Source organism: Micromonospora sp. WMMD734, assembly GCF_049178975.1.
In the GTDB taxonomy this organism is placed as follows: Bacteria; Actinomycetota; Actinomycetes; order Mycobacteriales; family Micromonosporaceae; genus Micromonospora; species Micromonospora wenchangensis.
The window spans coordinates 36365-50905 of sequence record NZ_JBMHMK010000001.1 but is presented as its reverse complement, the minus strand read 5'-3'; the positions used below and the strand labels follow the sequence as shown (position 1 = coordinate 50905).

At 73.7% G+C, this 14541-nt stretch carries 16 protein-coding genes and 1 riboswitch; of the genes, 6 read left to right on the top strand and 10 right to left on the bottom strand.

Features of this window, described 5'->3' with window-relative positions:
* Positions 1 to 220: 220 nt before the first annotated feature.
* Positions 221 to 388, top strand: a complete 168-nt coding sequence (locus ACN267_RS00305; protein ID WP_204959548.1) for a hypothetical protein — start codon at positions 221 to 223, stop codon at positions 386 to 388.
* A 99-nt stretch (positions 389 to 487) separates the two neighbouring features.
* Here ACN267_RS00305 and ACN267_RS00300 read toward each other — a convergent pair whose 3' ends face one another.
* Entirely contained in the window at positions 488 to 991 is a 504-nt protein-coding gene (locus tag ACN267_RS00300; protein WP_145921266.1) for a DUF6328 family protein, read from the bottom strand.
* Positions 992 to 1117: 126 nt separating this feature from the next.
* Entirely contained in the window at positions 1118 to 1948 is an 831-nt protein-coding gene (locus ACN267_RS00295) for an alpha/beta fold hydrolase (RefSeq protein ID WP_421487642.1), read from the bottom strand.
* A 111-nt stretch (positions 1949 to 2059) separates the two neighbouring features.
* Positions 2060 to 2165: riboswitch (TPP riboswitch) on the top strand.
* A 75-nt stretch (positions 2166 to 2240) separates the two neighbouring features.
* Between ACN267_RS00295 and ACN267_RS00290 the strand changes: the two genes are divergently transcribed.
* From ACN267_RS00290 to ACN267_RS00280, 3 genes are read left to right on the top strand one after another with little or no spacing between them, the layout of a single operon-like run.
* On the top strand, positions 2241 to 2831 hold the full coding sequence (locus tag ACN267_RS00290; protein ID WP_421487641.1) for an ECF transporter S component: 591 nt from the start codon (positions 2241 to 2243) through the stop codon (positions 2829 to 2831).
* Positions 2832 to 2864: 33 nt separating this feature from the next.
* Positions 2865 to 4292: an ABC transporter ATP-binding protein gene (locus tag ACN267_RS00285; RefSeq protein ID WP_421487640.1), complete on the top strand. Its 1428-nt coding sequence runs from the start codon at positions 2865 to 2867 to the stop codon at positions 4290 to 4292.
* A gap of 52 nt (positions 4293 to 4344) precedes the next feature.
* Entirely contained in the window at positions 4345 to 5145 is an 801-nt protein-coding gene (locus tag ACN267_RS00280) for an energy-coupling factor transporter transmembrane component T family protein (RefSeq protein ID WP_204959552.1), read from the top strand.
* Positions 5146 to 5299: 154 nt separating this feature from the next.
* Here the strand turns inward: ACN267_RS00280 and ACN267_RS00275 are convergent, their stop codons facing one another.
* Positions 5300 to 5551 (bottom strand): hypothetical protein, encoded by a 252-nt coding sequence (locus tag ACN267_RS00275; RefSeq protein ID WP_204959553.1) that lies wholly within the window; start codon positions 5549 to 5551, stop codon positions 5300 to 5302.
* A 379-nt stretch (positions 5552 to 5930) separates the two neighbouring features.
* Here ACN267_RS00275 and gndA point away from each other — a divergent pair, with 379 nt between their 5' ends.
* Complete coding sequence (gene gndA / locus ACN267_RS00270; RefSeq protein WP_208570099.1) at positions 5931 to 7376, top strand: NADP-dependent phosphogluconate dehydrogenase; 1446 nt, start codon at positions 5931 to 5933, stop codon at positions 7374 to 7376.
* A 221-nt stretch (positions 7377 to 7597) separates the two neighbouring features.
* On the opposite strand, the gene ACN267_RS00265 is transcribed toward gndA, so the two are convergent.
* Both ACN267_RS00265 and recO read right to left on the bottom strand, forming a co-directional pair.
* Positions 7598 to 8374 (bottom strand): isoprenyl transferase, encoded by a 777-nt coding sequence (locus ACN267_RS00265; RefSeq protein ID WP_204959675.1) that lies wholly within the window; start codon positions 8372 to 8374, stop codon positions 7598 to 7600.
* Between the two features lie 32 nt (positions 8375 to 8406).
* Positions 8407 to 9303 carry a DNA repair protein RecO gene (gene recO, locus ACN267_RS00260; protein ID WP_204959555.1) on the bottom strand — a complete coding sequence of 299 codons (897 nt, stop codon included), beginning with the start codon at positions 9301 to 9303 and terminating at the stop codon, positions 8407 to 8409.
* A gap of 102 nt (positions 9304 to 9405) precedes the next feature.
* On the opposite strand from recO, the gene ACN267_RS00255 reads away from it, so the two are divergent.
* A complete protein-coding gene (locus ACN267_RS00255; protein ID WP_204959556.1) occupies positions 9406 to 10182 on the top strand; it encodes a DUF4097 family beta strand repeat-containing protein in 777 nt (258 codons plus the stop codon).
* Positions 10183 to 10198: 16 nt separating this feature from the next.
* On the opposite strand, the gene ACN267_RS00250 is transcribed toward ACN267_RS00255, so the two are convergent.
* From ACN267_RS00250 to ybeY, 5 genes are all read right to left on the bottom strand, one after another.
* A complete protein-coding gene (locus tag ACN267_RS00250) occupies positions 10199 to 11281 on the bottom strand; it encodes an acyltransferase family protein (protein ID WP_421487639.1) in 1083 nt (360 codons plus the stop codon).
* Positions 11282 to 11411: 130 nt separating this feature from the next.
* Entirely contained in the window at positions 11412 to 12308 is an 897-nt protein-coding gene (gene era, locus ACN267_RS00245; RefSeq protein ID WP_145921275.1) for a GTPase Era, read from the bottom strand.
* Entirely contained in the window at positions 12305 to 12691 is a 387-nt protein-coding gene (locus ACN267_RS00240; protein ID WP_204959558.1) for a cytidine deaminase, read from the bottom strand. The genes era and ACN267_RS00240 overlap by 4 nt, the downstream gene beginning before the upstream one ends.
* Positions 12684 to 14063: a hemolysin family protein gene (locus ACN267_RS00235; RefSeq protein ID WP_421490362.1), complete on the bottom strand. Its 1380-nt coding sequence runs from the start codon at positions 14061 to 14063 to the stop codon at positions 12684 to 12686. The genes ACN267_RS00240 and ACN267_RS00235 overlap by 8 nt, the downstream gene beginning before the upstream one ends.
* Positions 14039 to 14512: an rRNA maturation RNase YbeY gene (gene ybeY, locus ACN267_RS00230; protein ID WP_088644390.1), complete on the bottom strand. Its 474-nt coding sequence runs from the start codon at positions 14510 to 14512 to the stop codon at positions 14039 to 14041. Before ybeY ends, ACN267_RS00235 begins: the two co-directional genes overlap by 25 nt.
* Positions 14513 to 14541: the final 29 nt, after the last annotated feature.

Sequence of the window (14541 nt, the reverse complement as noted above, 5' to 3'; positions counted from 1 at the left end):
TGCCGGGCCGGCGTCGCCCGCCCCCATCTGGACGGCCGCCCGAGCCCCGCGACGATGGCCGCACCCGGGACGGGAGGAGGCAAAAATCGATGTTACTCGATATTAATCTGCTCTCCCACCTTCGCCCGGTCGGGCCGACACGCCGGGCGACGCCGCACCGGGCCGCGGGTGGTCGCGCTCGGTCGTCGGGCACCGCAACCGGCTCGTCTAGGGTGGTGCGGTGCTCTACTTCCTGATCGTCATCGCCGTGCTGCTGCTGGCGTACGCCGGCGTGCTGGTCAGCTTCGTCCGGCGCGGACGCAAGATCCCGCCGCAGGCGTACCTGGTGCTGGCGCTGCTCAACGGGCTCATCCTGGCCGCCGTGCTGGCCTGGGCCATCGCCCGCTGACCCGCGGGCCCCGACCGGCGGACGGGCCGGGGGCCCGCCCCGGCCACCGTCGGCCCGGACGGGCCCCCGGCCCACCGCATCCACCACCCACGGGCGGGATCAGTCCCCGTTGAGCACCACCGGGTCGTCATCGTCGTCGTCGATGTCGTCGTCACCCCAGTTGCGCCTGGCGAACGGCAGGATCACCCAGAAGGTCAGGAACCACAGGCCGGTGATCACCGTGAGCACCACGGCGATGCCGGTGTCGAGCACGAAGTCGGCGATCAGCAGGACCGCGCTCACCATCGCGACCAGCATGAAGGCCAGCCCGCCGGAGGCCATCCGGTGCGCGAAGCGGACCAGTTCCGGCTTGCGGCCCTGGCGGAACAGCGCCCGGTGGAAGGCGACCGGCGAGATGATCATCGCGGTGGCCGCGGCGGCGGACAGCAGGGCCAGGATGTAGACGTCCCGCTGGAACTCGCTGGTCCGGGTGAACCCGTTACTGAACGGCAGGGTCAGCAGGAAGGCGAAGAGGATCTGCACGCCGGTCTGGGCGACCCGCAGCTCCTGGAGCAGGTCGGCGAAGTTGCGTTGCCATCGCTGCTTCTCGGATTCCTTCGACACGCGTTACCTCCGGTTCAGACGGTACGACCGACGGGGGCACCCCCCGTCGGCAGCAACGCCTGTGCCCGATCCGCGATCGCCCGAAACCGATTCACGAACCCCGATCGGCCCGCGTCGGCCGCGTCCTCAGGCGGAGCCGTGCACCCGGGCCAGGATCACCTCGGCCAGCGGGCCCGGCGCCTCGTCGGGAATCCAGTGGGTCACCCCGCCCAGCACCACGAACCGGTAGTCCCCCGAGACGTGCCGCACGCACGCCTGCGCGGCGGCCCGCCCGATCGCCACGTCCCGGTCGCTCCACACGTAGCTGGTCGGCACGCCCACCGGGCCGACCGCCTTCATGTCCCGCCCCGACATCGCCCGGTACCAGTTCAGCGCCCCGGTCAACGCGCCGGGCGTCCGCAGCGGCCCGGCGTACCCGGCCACCCGGGCCGGGTCGCCGACGCCGGACAGCAGCCGGCGCAGCACCACCCCCCGCCCGGCCAGCAGCACCCGCTCCGCCAGGCCCGCCCGGCGGAACAACGCCATGTACGCCGAGCGCGCCCGCTGCCGGCGGTCGGTGGCCAGCGCGTACCCGAAGGCGGCCGGGTGCGGCACCGAGACCGCGGTGAGGGTACGCACCCGCTGCGGATGCCCCGCCGCCAGCGCCCAGGCGACGACCGCGCCCCAGTCGTGCCCCACCACGTGCGCGGTGTCGACGCCCAGCGCGTCCAGCACCGCCACCGCGTCGGCGACCAGCTCCGGCAGCCGGTAGTCGGCCACCTCGGCGGGACGGGCCCCGGGCGAGTAACCCCGCTGGTCGGGGGCGAACGTGCGCAGCCCGGCGGCGTGCAGGGCGGGCGTCACCGCGTCCCACTCCCCACCGTGCTGGGGGAAGCCGTGCAGCAGCAGCACCGCCTCGCCACCCTCGGGGCCACCGGCCCGTACGTCGAACGTCAGGCCGCGCGCGCTCACCTGCATGATCGGCAGCCTACCCAGTGGCCCGGGCCCCCGCCCGGGCGTGCAATGCCGGGAACCATGACCTGCTGGGCCGTTGCCGCAGGTCGGTGCTAGCGTCTGCCGAGACAACTTCACATCCGACAGGGGAGCGCACAGCGCTGAGAGTGCGGGCACCGCCCGCAGACCCTCGAACCTGATCTGGGTAATGCCAGCGCAGGGAGTTCGGTCGACCTCCAGCCGCGCCGCCGTCCGGCTGCCGCCGGGCGCGGCGTGCGTCTTCTCCTGGTTCGATCGCTGGACTGGGAGCACCGACATGCAGCACACCACCACCAACCGGTGGCGCACCATCGACATCGTGGTCGCCGCCGTGATCGCCGTCGCCTTCGGCGTCATCTTCTGGGCCTGGGGGCTGGTCTGGAAGGCCGCCGACCCGGCGTTCGCCGCCGCACCGGCCAGCCAGGCCGTGATGTACGGCGTCTGGCTCGTCCCGGCCGTGCTCGGCGGCCTGGTCATCCGCAAGCCCGGGGCGGCCCTGTTCTGCGAGGCCGTCGCCGCCACCGTCTCCGCGCTGCTCGGCGCGGAGTGGGGCGGCATCACCATCGTGCAGGGCCTGATCCAGGGTCTCGGCGCGGAGTTGGCCTTCGCCGCGTTCCGCTACCGGGCGTACCGGCTGCCGGTGGCGGTGCTCGCCGGGGCGATGACCGGGCTGAGCGCCGCCCTGTTCGACTTCTTCGTCTGGAACTCCGAGTACGCCCTGGCCAGCTACCGCCTACCGTACGCGGCGCTGACCGTGCTCAGCGCCGCCGTCGTCGCCGGGGTCGGCGGCTGGTACCTGACCCGGGCGCTGGCCGAGACCGGGGTGCTCGACAGGTTCCCCGCCGCCCGCGACCGCGCGCTCGTCTGACCCTGCCGTGACGAGCGGGGAGGGGTCGCCGGCGTGACCGGGGTGCGGCTGGTCGGCTTCGGCTGGCGGCACGCCGGGCGGCGGGCCTGGGCGGTACGCGGGGTCGACCTGCGCATCGACCACGGGGAACGGGTGCTGCTGCTGGGGCCGTCCGGGGCGGGCAAGAGCACCCTGCTGGCCGCGCTGGCCGGGCTGCTGCCGGCGGACTCCGGCGAGCAGGAGGGCACCGTCGAGATCGACGGCCTCGACCCGGCCAAGGCCCGCGAACGGGTCGGCACCGTCTTCCAGGACCCGCAGTCCCAGCTGGTGATGGCCCGCTGCGGCGACGACGTCGCGTTCGGGCTGGAGAACCGGGGGGTGCCCGGCGACGAGATCTGGCCCCGGGTGGACGAGGCGCTGCGCCGGGTCGGTTTCCCGTACCACCGGGACCGGCCCACCGCGGCGCTGTCCGGCGGCGAGCAGCAGCGGCTCGCCCTGGCCGGGGTGCTGGCGCTGCGGCCGGGGCTGCTGCTGCTCGACGAGCCGACCGCCAACCTCGACCCGGCCGGGGCCGAGCTGGTGCGCGGTGCGGTGGCCGGCGCGGTGGACCACGACACCACACTGGTCCTGGTCGAACACCGGGTCGCCGACGCCCTGCCCCTGGTCGACCGGGTGGTGGTGCTGACCCCCGGCGGCGGGGTCCGGGCCGACGGGACACCGGATGCGGTGTTCGCCGCGCACGGGACCGCGCTCGCCGCCGAGGGGGTGTGGGTGCCCGGCCACCCCACCGCGACCCGGCCGGCCGCCGGCCCGCCCGGCGCGGAGTTGCTCACCGCCGACCGGCTCGGCCTGCCACCCCGGCTGGCCCCCACCGACCTGGTGGTACACGCCGGCGAGGCGCTCGCCGTCCGTGGGCCCAACGGGGCCGGCAAGTCCACCCTCGCGCTGCTGCTCGGCGGCCTGCTCCGCCCCGGGACCGGCCGGCTGACCGCCACCGCCGCCCTGGCCGGCGGGGACACCCGCACGCCCCCGCACCGGTGGCGGGCTCCCGCCCTGGCCGGCCGGATCGGTTCGGTCTTCCAGGACCCGGAGCACCAGTTCGTCACCCGTACCGTCCGCGACGAACTGGCCCTCGGTCCGCGCCGCACGGGTCGCCCCGAGCCGGCCGTCCGGGCCACCGTGGACGAGTTGCTGGAGCGGCTGCGGCTGACCCGGCTCGCCGGGGCCAACCCGTACACCCTCTCCGGTGGGGAGGCCCGGCGGCTCAGCGTGGCGACCGCCCTGGCCACCGCGCCCCGGCTGCTGATCTGCGACGAACCCACCTTCGGCCAGGACCGCCGCACCTGGGGTGAGCTGGTCGACCTCTTCGCCGACCTACGTGACGCCGGACACGGCGTGGTCACCGTCACCCACGACGCGGACTTCGTCGCCGCGCTCGCCGACCGGACGGTCACCCTGCGCCCCGCCCGGGAGCAGCCGTGAGCGCCCCCACCCGGCTCCCCCGCACCGCCCACCCGAAGGCGTGGGGGCGGTCGTGATCGGCCTGGAACCGGTCGCGACGCCCGGTGCGCCGCTGGCCCGACGCAACCCGGTGGCGAAGCTCGCGGCCGGGCTGGTCTTCTCGTTCGTGCTGGTCGCCAGCCTCGACCCGGTCGCACCGGCGGTCGCCATCGCCGTCGAGCTGGCGCTGCTGCCGCTGTTCGGCATCCGCTACCGGGTGCTGGCCCGCCGGGCGTGGCCGCTGCTGGCCGGTGCCGTCGGGATCCTGGTCACCCTGGTGCTGTTCGCCGCCGACCGCTCAGGCCCGGTGCTCTGGGCCGCCGGGCCGCTGGTGGTCACCTCGGGGGTGCTGGTCACCGCGCTCGGGTTGGTGTTACGGATGCTCGCGGTCGCGCTGCCCGGGGTGATCGTGTTCGCCACCACCGACCCGACCGACCTGGCCGACGCGCTGGTGCAGAACGCGAAGGCCCCGGCCCGTTTCGCGATCGGCGCGCTGGCCGCGTTCCGGCTGGTGCCGCTGCTCGGCCAGGAGTGGCAGATGTTGACCATGGCCCGGCGGGCCCGGGGCGTGGACGCCGGCCGTAACCCGCTGGCCCGGCTGCGGCTCTTCGCCGCCACGGCGTTCGCCCTGCTGGTGGGGGCGATCCGGCGCGGCACCCGGCTGGCGGTGGCGATGGACGCCCGGGGCTTCGACGCCGGCACCCCGCGTACGGTGGCCCGCCGCCAGGTGTTCCGCCCGGCCGACTGGCTGCTCGTCGCCGGAGCAGCCGTCCTGGCCGGCGGTGCCCTCGCGGTCAGCGTCGTCCTCGGCACCTTCCGCCCCCTGATCGGCTGACCCGCCCGCACGGCACGCCGAACGGCAGGCCGCCGATGCAATGGAGCCGAAACAGCGGTATCCGAGCCCTCGGATACCGCTGTTTCGGCTCACTGGGTAACGGGCCGCCGGCCCGGACGGGACCCCGGCCGAAGCGGGACCCGGCCGAGGCGGGTCAGCTGCGGCGGAAGGCGTACCGCCGGTTCTGGCCCTGGGCGGTGGTGGAGCCGGCCCGGACCGACCGGCCCGACCGCGACGGCGGTGGGGGCGGCGTCGGCCGGGCGGCGGCGTCCGGGTGGGACGACGCGACGGCGAGGGGAACCGGGCGCACGGGCGTCACGGTCAGTGCCGCGAGCGCCGACGCGTCCACCTCCACCGGGGACGGTACGGGACGACGGGACTTCTTCGGACTGCGCTTGGCGGGCATACGCTGCCTCCTGACGAGGTGCGGAGGGCCGCCCTGCCACACGGGCGGCGGGCGGGCGGTCGACGGACGGGATCTGCTCCGGACGGCCGGCCACGGGTCATCCCCTGCGGGGAGAAGTGGGAGACGCGGACGCCCGAGCACGCGGACCCGCAGCCTCGGCGGCGGGTCGGCTCTGGAGAGAAGGGCGTCAGATGCGCATGCCATCACGCTAACCGACCCCCGCACCCGACGCACCCGCTTTTCGGCGCGGCCGACGGCGGTGGCCCCGGTCGGGCGCACGCGACCACCCTGTGACACTGGGTGGACGGCGGCTGCCGGCCCTCGCGGGCGCGCGATAGGTTCACAACACACAGGTGACGTGAGAGGTGGCGGGTACGAGATGACGCAACAGGCGACGGCGCAGATCGGCGTGACCGGGCTGGCGGTGATGGGTCGCAACCTGGCCCGCAACCTGGCCCGGAACGGGTTCACCGTGGCGGTGCACAACCGCTCCCCGGAGCGCACCCGCAGCCTGGTCGCCGAGCACGGTGACGAGGGCACCTTCGTGCCGTCGGAGTCCCTGGCGGACTTCGTCGGCTCGCTGGAGCGGCCCCGCGCGGTGATCGTCATGGTCAAGGCGGGTGCCCCCACCGATGCGGTCATCGACGAGCTGGTGCCGCTGCTGGAGGAGGGCGACATCGTCGTCGACGCCGGCAACGCGCACTTCGCCGACACCCGCCGCCGGGAGGAGACGCTGCGCGAGCACGGGCTGCACTTCGTCGGCACCGGCGTCTCCGGTGGCGAGGAGGGCGCGCTGCTCGGGCCGAGCATCATGCCGGGCGGCTCGGCGGAGTCCTACCAGAAGCTCGGGCCGATGTTCGAGAAGATCGCCGCGCAGGTGGACGGCGTCCCGTGCTGCCAGCACGTCGGCCCCGACGGCGCCGGCCACTTCGTCAAGATGGTCCACAACGGCATCGAGTACGCCGACATGCAGCTCATCGCCGAGGCGTACGACCTGCTGCGGGCCGGGCTGGGGGCGACCCCGGCGGAGATCGCGGAGATCTTCCGGGAGTGGAACACCGGCGAGCTGGAGTCGTTCCTCATCGAGATCACCGCCGACGTGCTGGCGCACACCGACGCCGCCACCGGCAAGGCGTTCGTCGACGTGGTGCTCGACCAGGCCGAGCAGAAGGGCACCGGCCGCTGGACGGTGCAGATCGCCCTCGACCTGGGCATCCCGATCACCGGCATCGCCGAGGCGACCTTCGCCCGGTCGCTGTCCGGGCACGCCGGCCAGCGTGAGGCGGCCCGCCGTACCTTCGGCGACGCGGGCGAGAAGTGGCAGGTCGAGGACCGGGACGCGTTCGTCGAGGACGTCCGCCGGGCGCTGCTGGCCAGCAAGATCGTCGCGTACGCGCAGGGCTTCGACCAGATCCGGGCCGGCAGCCGCGAGTACCACTGGGACATCGACCTGGGTGGCACCGCCACCATCTGGCGGGGCGGCTGCATCATCCGGGCCCGCTTCCTGGACCGCATCCGGGAGGCGTACGACTCGCAGCCGGAGCTGCCGACGCTGCTGGTCGCGCCGTACTTCGCCGATGCGGTGAGCGACGGCGTGCCGAGCTGGCGGCGGGTGGTGGCGGACTCGGCGCGGGCCGGCGTGCCGACCCCGGCCTTCTCCTCGTCGCTGGCCTACTTCGACGCGCTGCGCGCGGAGCGGCTGCCGGCGGCCCTGATCCAGGGCCTGCGGGACAACTTCGGCGCGCACACCTACCACCGGGTCGACCGGGAGGGCGCGTTCCACACCCTGTGGGCGACCGCCGACCGCTCCGAAGTGGCCGGCTGACCACACCTGCTCGACGCCGGTGCGGTGTCCGCACCGCACCGGCCACCGGGCGGCACGCCCGTCCGGGGCCACGACGGCACGTCGACGCCCCGCCGGACCGGTTCGACACCGGTCCGGCGGGGCGTTCCGACGTATCGGGGCCGGTGTCCTCGTCGGTCGACCGGAGACGGTCGGGCCGACAGGTGGTCAGCGGCACACGCGCGCCGACAGCCGTGGCCCGGTCAGCGCGGCGGGGCGACCGGGTTGGGCAGCGCGCCACCGAAGCGGCGGTCCCGCTTGGCGTACAGCTCGCAGGCGTACCAGAGGTGGCGGCGGTCGAAGTCCGGCCAGAGGGTGTCCAGGAACACCAGCTCCGCGTACGCCGACTGCCAGAGCATGAAGTTGGAGATCCGTTCCTCGCCGGAGGGGCGCAGGAAGAGGTCCACCTCGGGGACCTCCGGGTGGTAGAGGTACTTCGCCACGGTCTTCTCGGTGATCCGGTCCGGGTCGAGCCGACCGGCGGCCACCTCCCGGGCGATCGCGGCGGCGGCGTCGGCGATCTCGGCCTGGCCGCCGTAGTTGACGCAGAACTGGAGGGTCAGCGTCGAGTTGCCCCGGGACATCTCCTCGGCGGTCTGCAACTCGGCGATGACGCTCTTCCACAGCCGACCGGCCCGCCCCGACCACACCACCCGCACCCCCAGGTCGACGAGCTGGTCGCGGCGGCGGCGGATGACGTCCCGGTTGAAGCCCATCAGGAACCGGACCTCGTCGGGCGAGCGCCGCCAGTTCTCGGTGGAGAAGGCGTACGCCGACAGGTAGGGCACGCCCAGCTCGATCGCCCCCTCGACGGTGTCGAAGAGGCTGTATTCGCCCTGCTCGTGGCCCTTGGTGCGGGGCAGGCCGCGCTCCTTGGCCCAGCGGCCGTTGCCGTCCATCACCACCGCGACGTGCTTCGGCAACGCCTCCGCGGGCAGCGCCGGCGGACGTGCCCCCGACGGGTGCGGGGTCGGCGGCACCGGCTCCCGCCGGCCGGACCTCAACGATCGGATCACTCGGTCATCTCCCTGTCCACACCCTCCACACCGACCCGGGGCGGCAGCACCCGGCCACCCCGGTGGCCACCCGGCGCACCGCCGTCATCCCCGGCCGGCACGCCGCCGGCCGGGCCGGTGTGCGGCGGGCCGTCCCGGTCGACCAGCGGCAGCGAGCGTAGCGCGCGTTCCAGGTGCCACTGCAGGTGCGCCGCGACCAGGCCGCTGCACTCCCGGCGTACCCCGGTGGCCGTGGCGTCGGCGACCTGCCAGTCGCCGCTGGTGAGGGCGGACATCAGGTCGATGGTGGCCGGCGCGGGGTGGGCCGCGCCGGGCGGCCGGCAGTCCGGGCAGACCGCACCCCCGGCCGGTACGGAGAACGCCCGGTGCCGCCCCGGGGTGCCGCAGACCGCGCAGGCGGTCAACGCCGGCGCCCACCCGGCGAGGCTCATCCCGCGCAGCAGGTACGCGTCGAGCACCAGCGTGGTGGCGTGCTCGCCCCGGGACAGCGCCTTGAGCGCGCCGAGGGTGAGCTGGAACAGCCGCAGCGACGGCTCCCGCTCGACCGGGGTGAGGCGTTCGGCGGTCTCCGCGATCGCGCTCGCCGCCGTGTACCGGGGGTAGTCCCCGAGGAAACGCTTGCCGTACAGGTCGATCCCCTCGACCTGGCTGACGCTGTGCAGCGAACTGCCGGTGTTGCCCTTCGGGTCCCCGGCGAGCTGGAGGTCGACGTGCCCGAACGGTTCCAGCCGGGCACCGAACTTGCTGGTGGTGCGGCGTACCCCCCGGGCCACCGCGCGCAGCCGGCCGTGCCGGCGGGTCAGCAGCGTGATGATCCGGTCGGACTCGCCCAGCTTCTGCACACGCAGCACCACCGCGTCGTCGCGGTAGAGCTGTCGGCGGTACCCGGCCATCGGGTCATTCTCTCTCGGGGTGGGAAATCAGGGTCGGATCGGGGTGGCCCGGCGCTGCGCCCCGGATGTGCGCCGGGGTACGACGGTCGTAGGTTGCTGGTCATGGCACTTCCCCGCAGCGCGGTCGCCCTCGGCGCGACCGCCGCCCTCATCCTCGCCACCGGGTGCGACACACTCGCGTTCCGGCGGCTGGACTTCGACACCACCGAGGCGGCGACGATCGCCCGGATCACCGTCCGGCCCGGCTCCGGGGACGTCGTGGTGCGGGCCACCGGCCCGGCCACCGGCGTACGCGTCAAGCGGGTGCTCCGCTACCAGGGCGACCAGCCCGACACCACGTACCAGATCACCGGCGACGAGTTGATGCTGGACACCGGCTGCGGCCCCCGCTGCTCGGTGTCGTACGAGGTGACCGCCCCGCCCGGGGTGCGGGTGCAGGGCGAGACCGGCTCCGGTGACGTCGAGCTGGCCAAGATCGGGTCGGTCGACTTCTCCCTGGGCTCGGGCAACCTGCGGATCGCCGACGCCAGCGGCCCGGTGCGGGCCGAGACCGGCTCGGGCAACATCGAGGTGCTCAACGTCGCCGGCCCGGTCGACCTGCGGGCGTCCTCGGGTGACGTCACCGGTACCCGGCTCGGCGGCGACGTCTCGGCCACGACCGACTCCGGCAACATCACGCTCGTGCTGAGCACCGCGGCCTCGGCCCGGGCCCACGCCGGCAGCGGGGACGTCGAGCTGACGGTGCCGGCGGGCCGCTACCGGGTGAAGTCGAACGTCGACTCGGGGGAGGCCGAGATCGGGGTGACCAACGATCCGACGGCGTCGCTGGTGCTGGACCTGGAGGCCGACAGCGGGAACGTGACGGTCGTACAGCGGTGAGGCGTCCCGGCGTACCTCAGCGGGCCCTGATCTCGACGGTGTCGGCCCCGGGTGTCCGGGGGGCCGGGACGACGGGCGTCGCCGGCACCGGTCGGGCCGGCCGCCGGCCGGGGACCAGCTCGGGGCGGCGGCGGGCCGCCACGTCCTCGACCCAGCCGACCAGCAGGGTCACCACGCCGACCAGGAGGAAGACCAGCACCACCCGGATGGCCAGCCCCCACGGGTCGCGGGGTGACCAGCCGACCAGCCCGACCAGCGGGGTGAGCGCCACCACGAAGGGCATGTGCCACAGGTAGACGGTCAACGCACGCCGGTTCACGATCGTCACCAGCCGGCTGACGATCAGGTTGCGGTCCACCCAGGCGGCGGTGGCCGGGGCCCGGCCGATGACCACCAGGATGAACGCCGCCGACCACAGGGCGTTGCCCAGCGGAATGTCGTTGAGGTCGTAGCCGCGCGGCCCGGGGTGGGTGAGGATCCAGCCGGCACCGACCCCGGCCAGCAGCAGCGCCGCCGGCACCAGCACCCGGCCGGCCAGCCGGCGCAACAACCCGTCGTGGTGGGCGAAGCCGAGCAGCCAGGCACCGAAGTACAGGCCGAAGTGCTGCAGCACCGCCGAGGTGGTGGTGAACAGACCCGCCTCGATCGCGATCAGCAGCAGGTAGGGGGCGGCCAGGGTGGGCAGCGGCACCCGCCGGAACAGCCACAGCGCCACCGGGGAGACGAGCACGAACCACAGGTAGTCCCGCAGGTACCAGATCGGGCTGAGCGCCAGCCCACCCCAGTAGTTGGCGGGCGGGTCGGCGACCGGGAACAGCCAGAGCACCACCCGGGGGGTGAACACCAGGCCGGTGAGCAGCATCGCCGGGACGAAGACCGCCGCCACCACCCACAGCGAGGGCAGCAGCCGGCGCAGCCGACGCCCGACCGCAGGCACGCCGGAGCGGTCCAGCGACGCGGCCATCAGCGATCCGGCCAGGGCGAACATGACCGACATGGCCGGGAAGACAAGCGTCAGCGAGGCCAGCCCGGTGACGTGGTAGACCACGACCCGGACGATGGCCAGGAACCGGAGCAGATCCAGATATCGGTTACGCATCAGGCTGCATCTATGTCGGGGACGGATGGACGTCCCCTACCCTGCGCACCCGACCTGTGAAACCGCTGCTAATCGGTACCTGACGTGAAACTTCCCATATCAGGGTCCGAATTCCACCAGCCGCACGCGATCAGAACCCGAGCTTGCGCAACTGCTTCGGATCGCGCTGCCACTCCTTGGCCACCCGGACGTGCAGGTCCAGATAGACCCGGGTGCCGAGCAGCTCCTCGATCTGCTTACGGGCGGTGGTGCCGACCTCCTTGAGCCGGCTGGCCCGGTGACCCAGCACGATCGCCTTCTGGCTGGGCCGCTCGACGTAGACGTCGGCGTAGATCTTCATGAGCTGCCCCTCGGGGATCATCTCCTCCACCACCACGGCGATCGAGTGCGGCAGCTCGTCGCGGACCCCCTCCAGCGCCGCCTCCCGGATCAGCTCGGCGACCAGCACCTGCTCCGGCTCGTCGGTGAGCATGTCGTCCGGATACAGCTGCGGCGACGGCGGCAGGTGACCGGTCATCACGTCGACCAGGGTGTCCACCTGGTGCCCGGAGACCGCGCTGACCGGCACCACGGCGGCGAAGTCAGCCAGCTCGCTGACCGCGAGCAACTGCTCGGCCAGCCGCCGCTTGTCCACCAGGTCGGTCTTGGTGACCACGGCGAGCACGGTGGCCTTCAACTCGCTCAGCTCGCCGCTGATGAACCGGTCGCCCCGGCCCACCGGCTCGTCGGCCGGGATGCAGAGGCCGATCACGTCGACCTCCGTCCAGGTGGTGCGCACCAGGTCGTTGAGGCGTTCGCCGAGCAGGGTGCGCGGCCGGTGCAGGCCCGGGGTGTCGACCAGCACCAACTGCGAATCCGGCCGGTGCAGCACGGCCCGGATGACGTGCCGGGTGGTCTGCGGCTTGTTGGAGGTGATCGCGATCTTGGTGCCGACGATGGCGTTGGTCAGGGTCGACTTGCCGGCGTTCGGCCGCCCGACGAAACACCCGAACCCCGCCCGGTACGGCCGCTGCTCCACGCCGGTCACTCGATCACCGTGCCGAGGACCGTGCCGTCCGGCGCGGCCACGTGGATCGGCGCGTCGGCGGACAGGTCCCGGACCGCGGCGTGACCCGCCCCGTCCAACGTCGACGCCTCGGTCACCACCACCGCCGCCTCCAACCGGCTCGCCCCGGCCGCCGCCGCCGACGCCACCGCGAGCTGCAATGCCGTCACCGTCAACGAGGGCAGCGCGACACTCGCCGCCGCGTACGTCCGGCCGTCCTGGTCGCGGACCGCCGCGCCCTCCACGGCGGCCACCCGGGCACGGGCGCCACGGGCCAGCACGACCAGCTTGCCGTCCTCGGCGCTCAACCCGGCCGGATCGGACGGGGTGGGCCGGGCGGCCGGCTCGACGGGTGTCTCAGGCATCGGCGGGTTGCCTCTCCTCGGTGCTGTGTTGACCGTCACGGGAATCGGGACCGTCCGACGGCACCCGGCTGACCAGCACGGTGTCTATCCGGTTACGTCGGCCGGTAGTGCCCTCGGCGACCAGTTTGAGGCCGGCCACCTCGGCGTCGGCACCCGGGATCGGCACCCGCCCCAGGGCCTGCGCCAGCAGACCACCGACCGTCTCCACCTCGTCGGTGGGCAGCTCGGTGTCGAACAACTCGCCCAGGTTCTCCACCGGCAGCCGGGCGGTGACCCGCACCGCGCCGTCAGCCAGGTGCTCCACCGGCGGGCGCTCGACATCGTACTCGTCGGTGATCTCGCCGACGATCTCCTCCAGGATGTCCTCGATGGTGACCAGGCCGCCGGTGCCACCGTACTCGTCGACGACGATGACCAGGTGGTTGCGGGCAGCCTGCATCTCCGACAGCAGGTCGTCGACCGGCTTGGACTCCGGCACGAACGTCGCCGGCCGCATCAGCTCGGCCACCGGCGTCTGGTGGGCCCGCAGGTCACCACCCCGGGTACGCCTGATGAGGTCCTTGAGGTAGAGCACGCCGAGCACGTCGTCGACGCTCTCGCCGATCACCGGGATGCGGGAGAACCCGGAGCGCAGGAACAGCGCCAACGCCTGGGAGAGGGTCTTGCCCTCCTCGATCCACACCATCTCGGTACGCGGCACCATCACCTCCCGGGCGATGGTGTCGCCGAGCGCGAAGACCGAATGGATCATCTGGCGTTCGCCGTGCTCCACCACCCCCCGCTGCTCCGCCAGGTCGACCAGCTCCCGCAGCTCGACCTGGGTGGCGAACGGCCCCTCCCGGAACCCGCGCCCCGGGGTGACCGCGTTGCCGATCAGGATCAGCAGCGAGGCCAGCGGATTCAGCGCCCGACCCAGCCAGCGCACCAGCGGCGCCACCGCCCGGCCCACCGCGTACGCGTGCTGCCGGCCCAGGGTGCGCGGGGCCACCCCCACCACCACGAAGCTGACCACGGTCATCGCCCCGGCGGTCACCAGCGCCGCCCGCCAGCCCGCGCCGAAGCTGTCCACCGCGACCAGGGCGACCAGGGTGGTGGCGGTCAGCTCGGCGAGCAGCCGGAGCAGCAGCAACAGGTTGAGGTGGCGGACCACGTCACCGGCGACGGCCTGGAGGGTACGCGCGCCGCGCGCCCCGTCGCGGGCCAGCTCCGCGGCGCGGGCCGGGGAGACCGCGGCCAGCGCGGCCTCGGTCATCGCGATCAGCCCGGCGAGCACCACCAGCCCGGCCGCGAAGAAGATCAGCTGAAGATCGGGAAGGCCGGCGGTCGGACCGGCCGCGACTATGTCCATCACCGGGACCGAGTCGACCGCCAGCTGGCCAGCAGCCGGGCCTGGAGGGCGAACATCTCCCGCTCCTCCTCCGGCTCGGCGTGGTCGTAGCCGAGCAGGTGCAACACCCCGTGCACGGTGAGCAGGTGCAGCTCGTCGGCCGCGCTGTGCCCGGCGGTGGCCGCCTGCTTGGCCGCCACCTCCGGGCAGAGCACGATGTCGCCGAGCAGGGCCGGTTCACCGCCGGCCGGGGCGCTCTCCCCCGGGCCGTGGTCGACGCTGCCCTCGTCCATGGGGAAGGCGAGCACGTCGGTGGGGCCGTCGCCGCCCATCCAACGATGGTTCAGCTCGGTCATGTAGCCGATGTCGACAAGCAGCACGGACAGCTCGGCGAGCGGGTTGACCCCCATCTCGTCGAGGGCGTGCCGGGCCACGGCGAGCACCGCGTCGGTGTCGACCTCGGCACCGGACTCGTTGGCGATCTCGATGGACAACTGTCTTCCTCTGGTTGGTTGGCGGCGTC

What these genes read in the sequence shown, in the direction of transcription:
- ACN267_RS00295 (WP_421487642.1), bottom strand. Translation starts at nt 1,948, where the DNA reads ATGCAGGTGAGCGCGCGCGGCCTGACGTTCGACGTACGGGCCGGTGGC.
- ACN267_RS00290 (WP_421487641.1), top strand. Translation starts at nt 2,241, where the DNA reads ATGCAGCACACCACCACCAACCGGTGGCGCACCATCGACATCGTGGTC.
- ACN267_RS00275 (WP_204959553.1), bottom strand. Translation starts at nt 5,551, where the DNA reads ATGCCCGCCAAGCGCAGTCCGAAGAAGTCCCGTCGTCCCGTACCGTCC.
- gndA (WP_208570099.1), top strand. Translation starts at nt 5,931, where the DNA reads ATGACGCAACAGGCGACGGCGCAGATCGGCGTGACCGGGCTGGCGGTG.
- recO (WP_204959555.1), bottom strand. Translation starts at nt 9,303, where the DNA reads ATGGCCGGGTACCGCCGACAGCTCTACCGCGACGACGCGGTGGTGCTG.
- ACN267_RS00255 (WP_204959556.1), top strand. Translation starts at nt 9,406, where the DNA reads ATGGCACTTCCCCGCAGCGCGGTCGCCCTCGGCGCGACCGCCGCCCTC.
- ACN267_RS00250 (WP_421487639.1), bottom strand. Translation starts at nt 11,281, where the DNA reads ATGCGTAACCGATATCTGGATCTGCTCCGGTTCCTGGCCATCGTCCGG.
- ACN267_RS00240 (WP_204959558.1), bottom strand. Translation starts at nt 12,691, where the DNA reads ATGCCTGAGACACCCGTCGAGCCGGCCGCCCGGCCCACCCCGTCCGAT.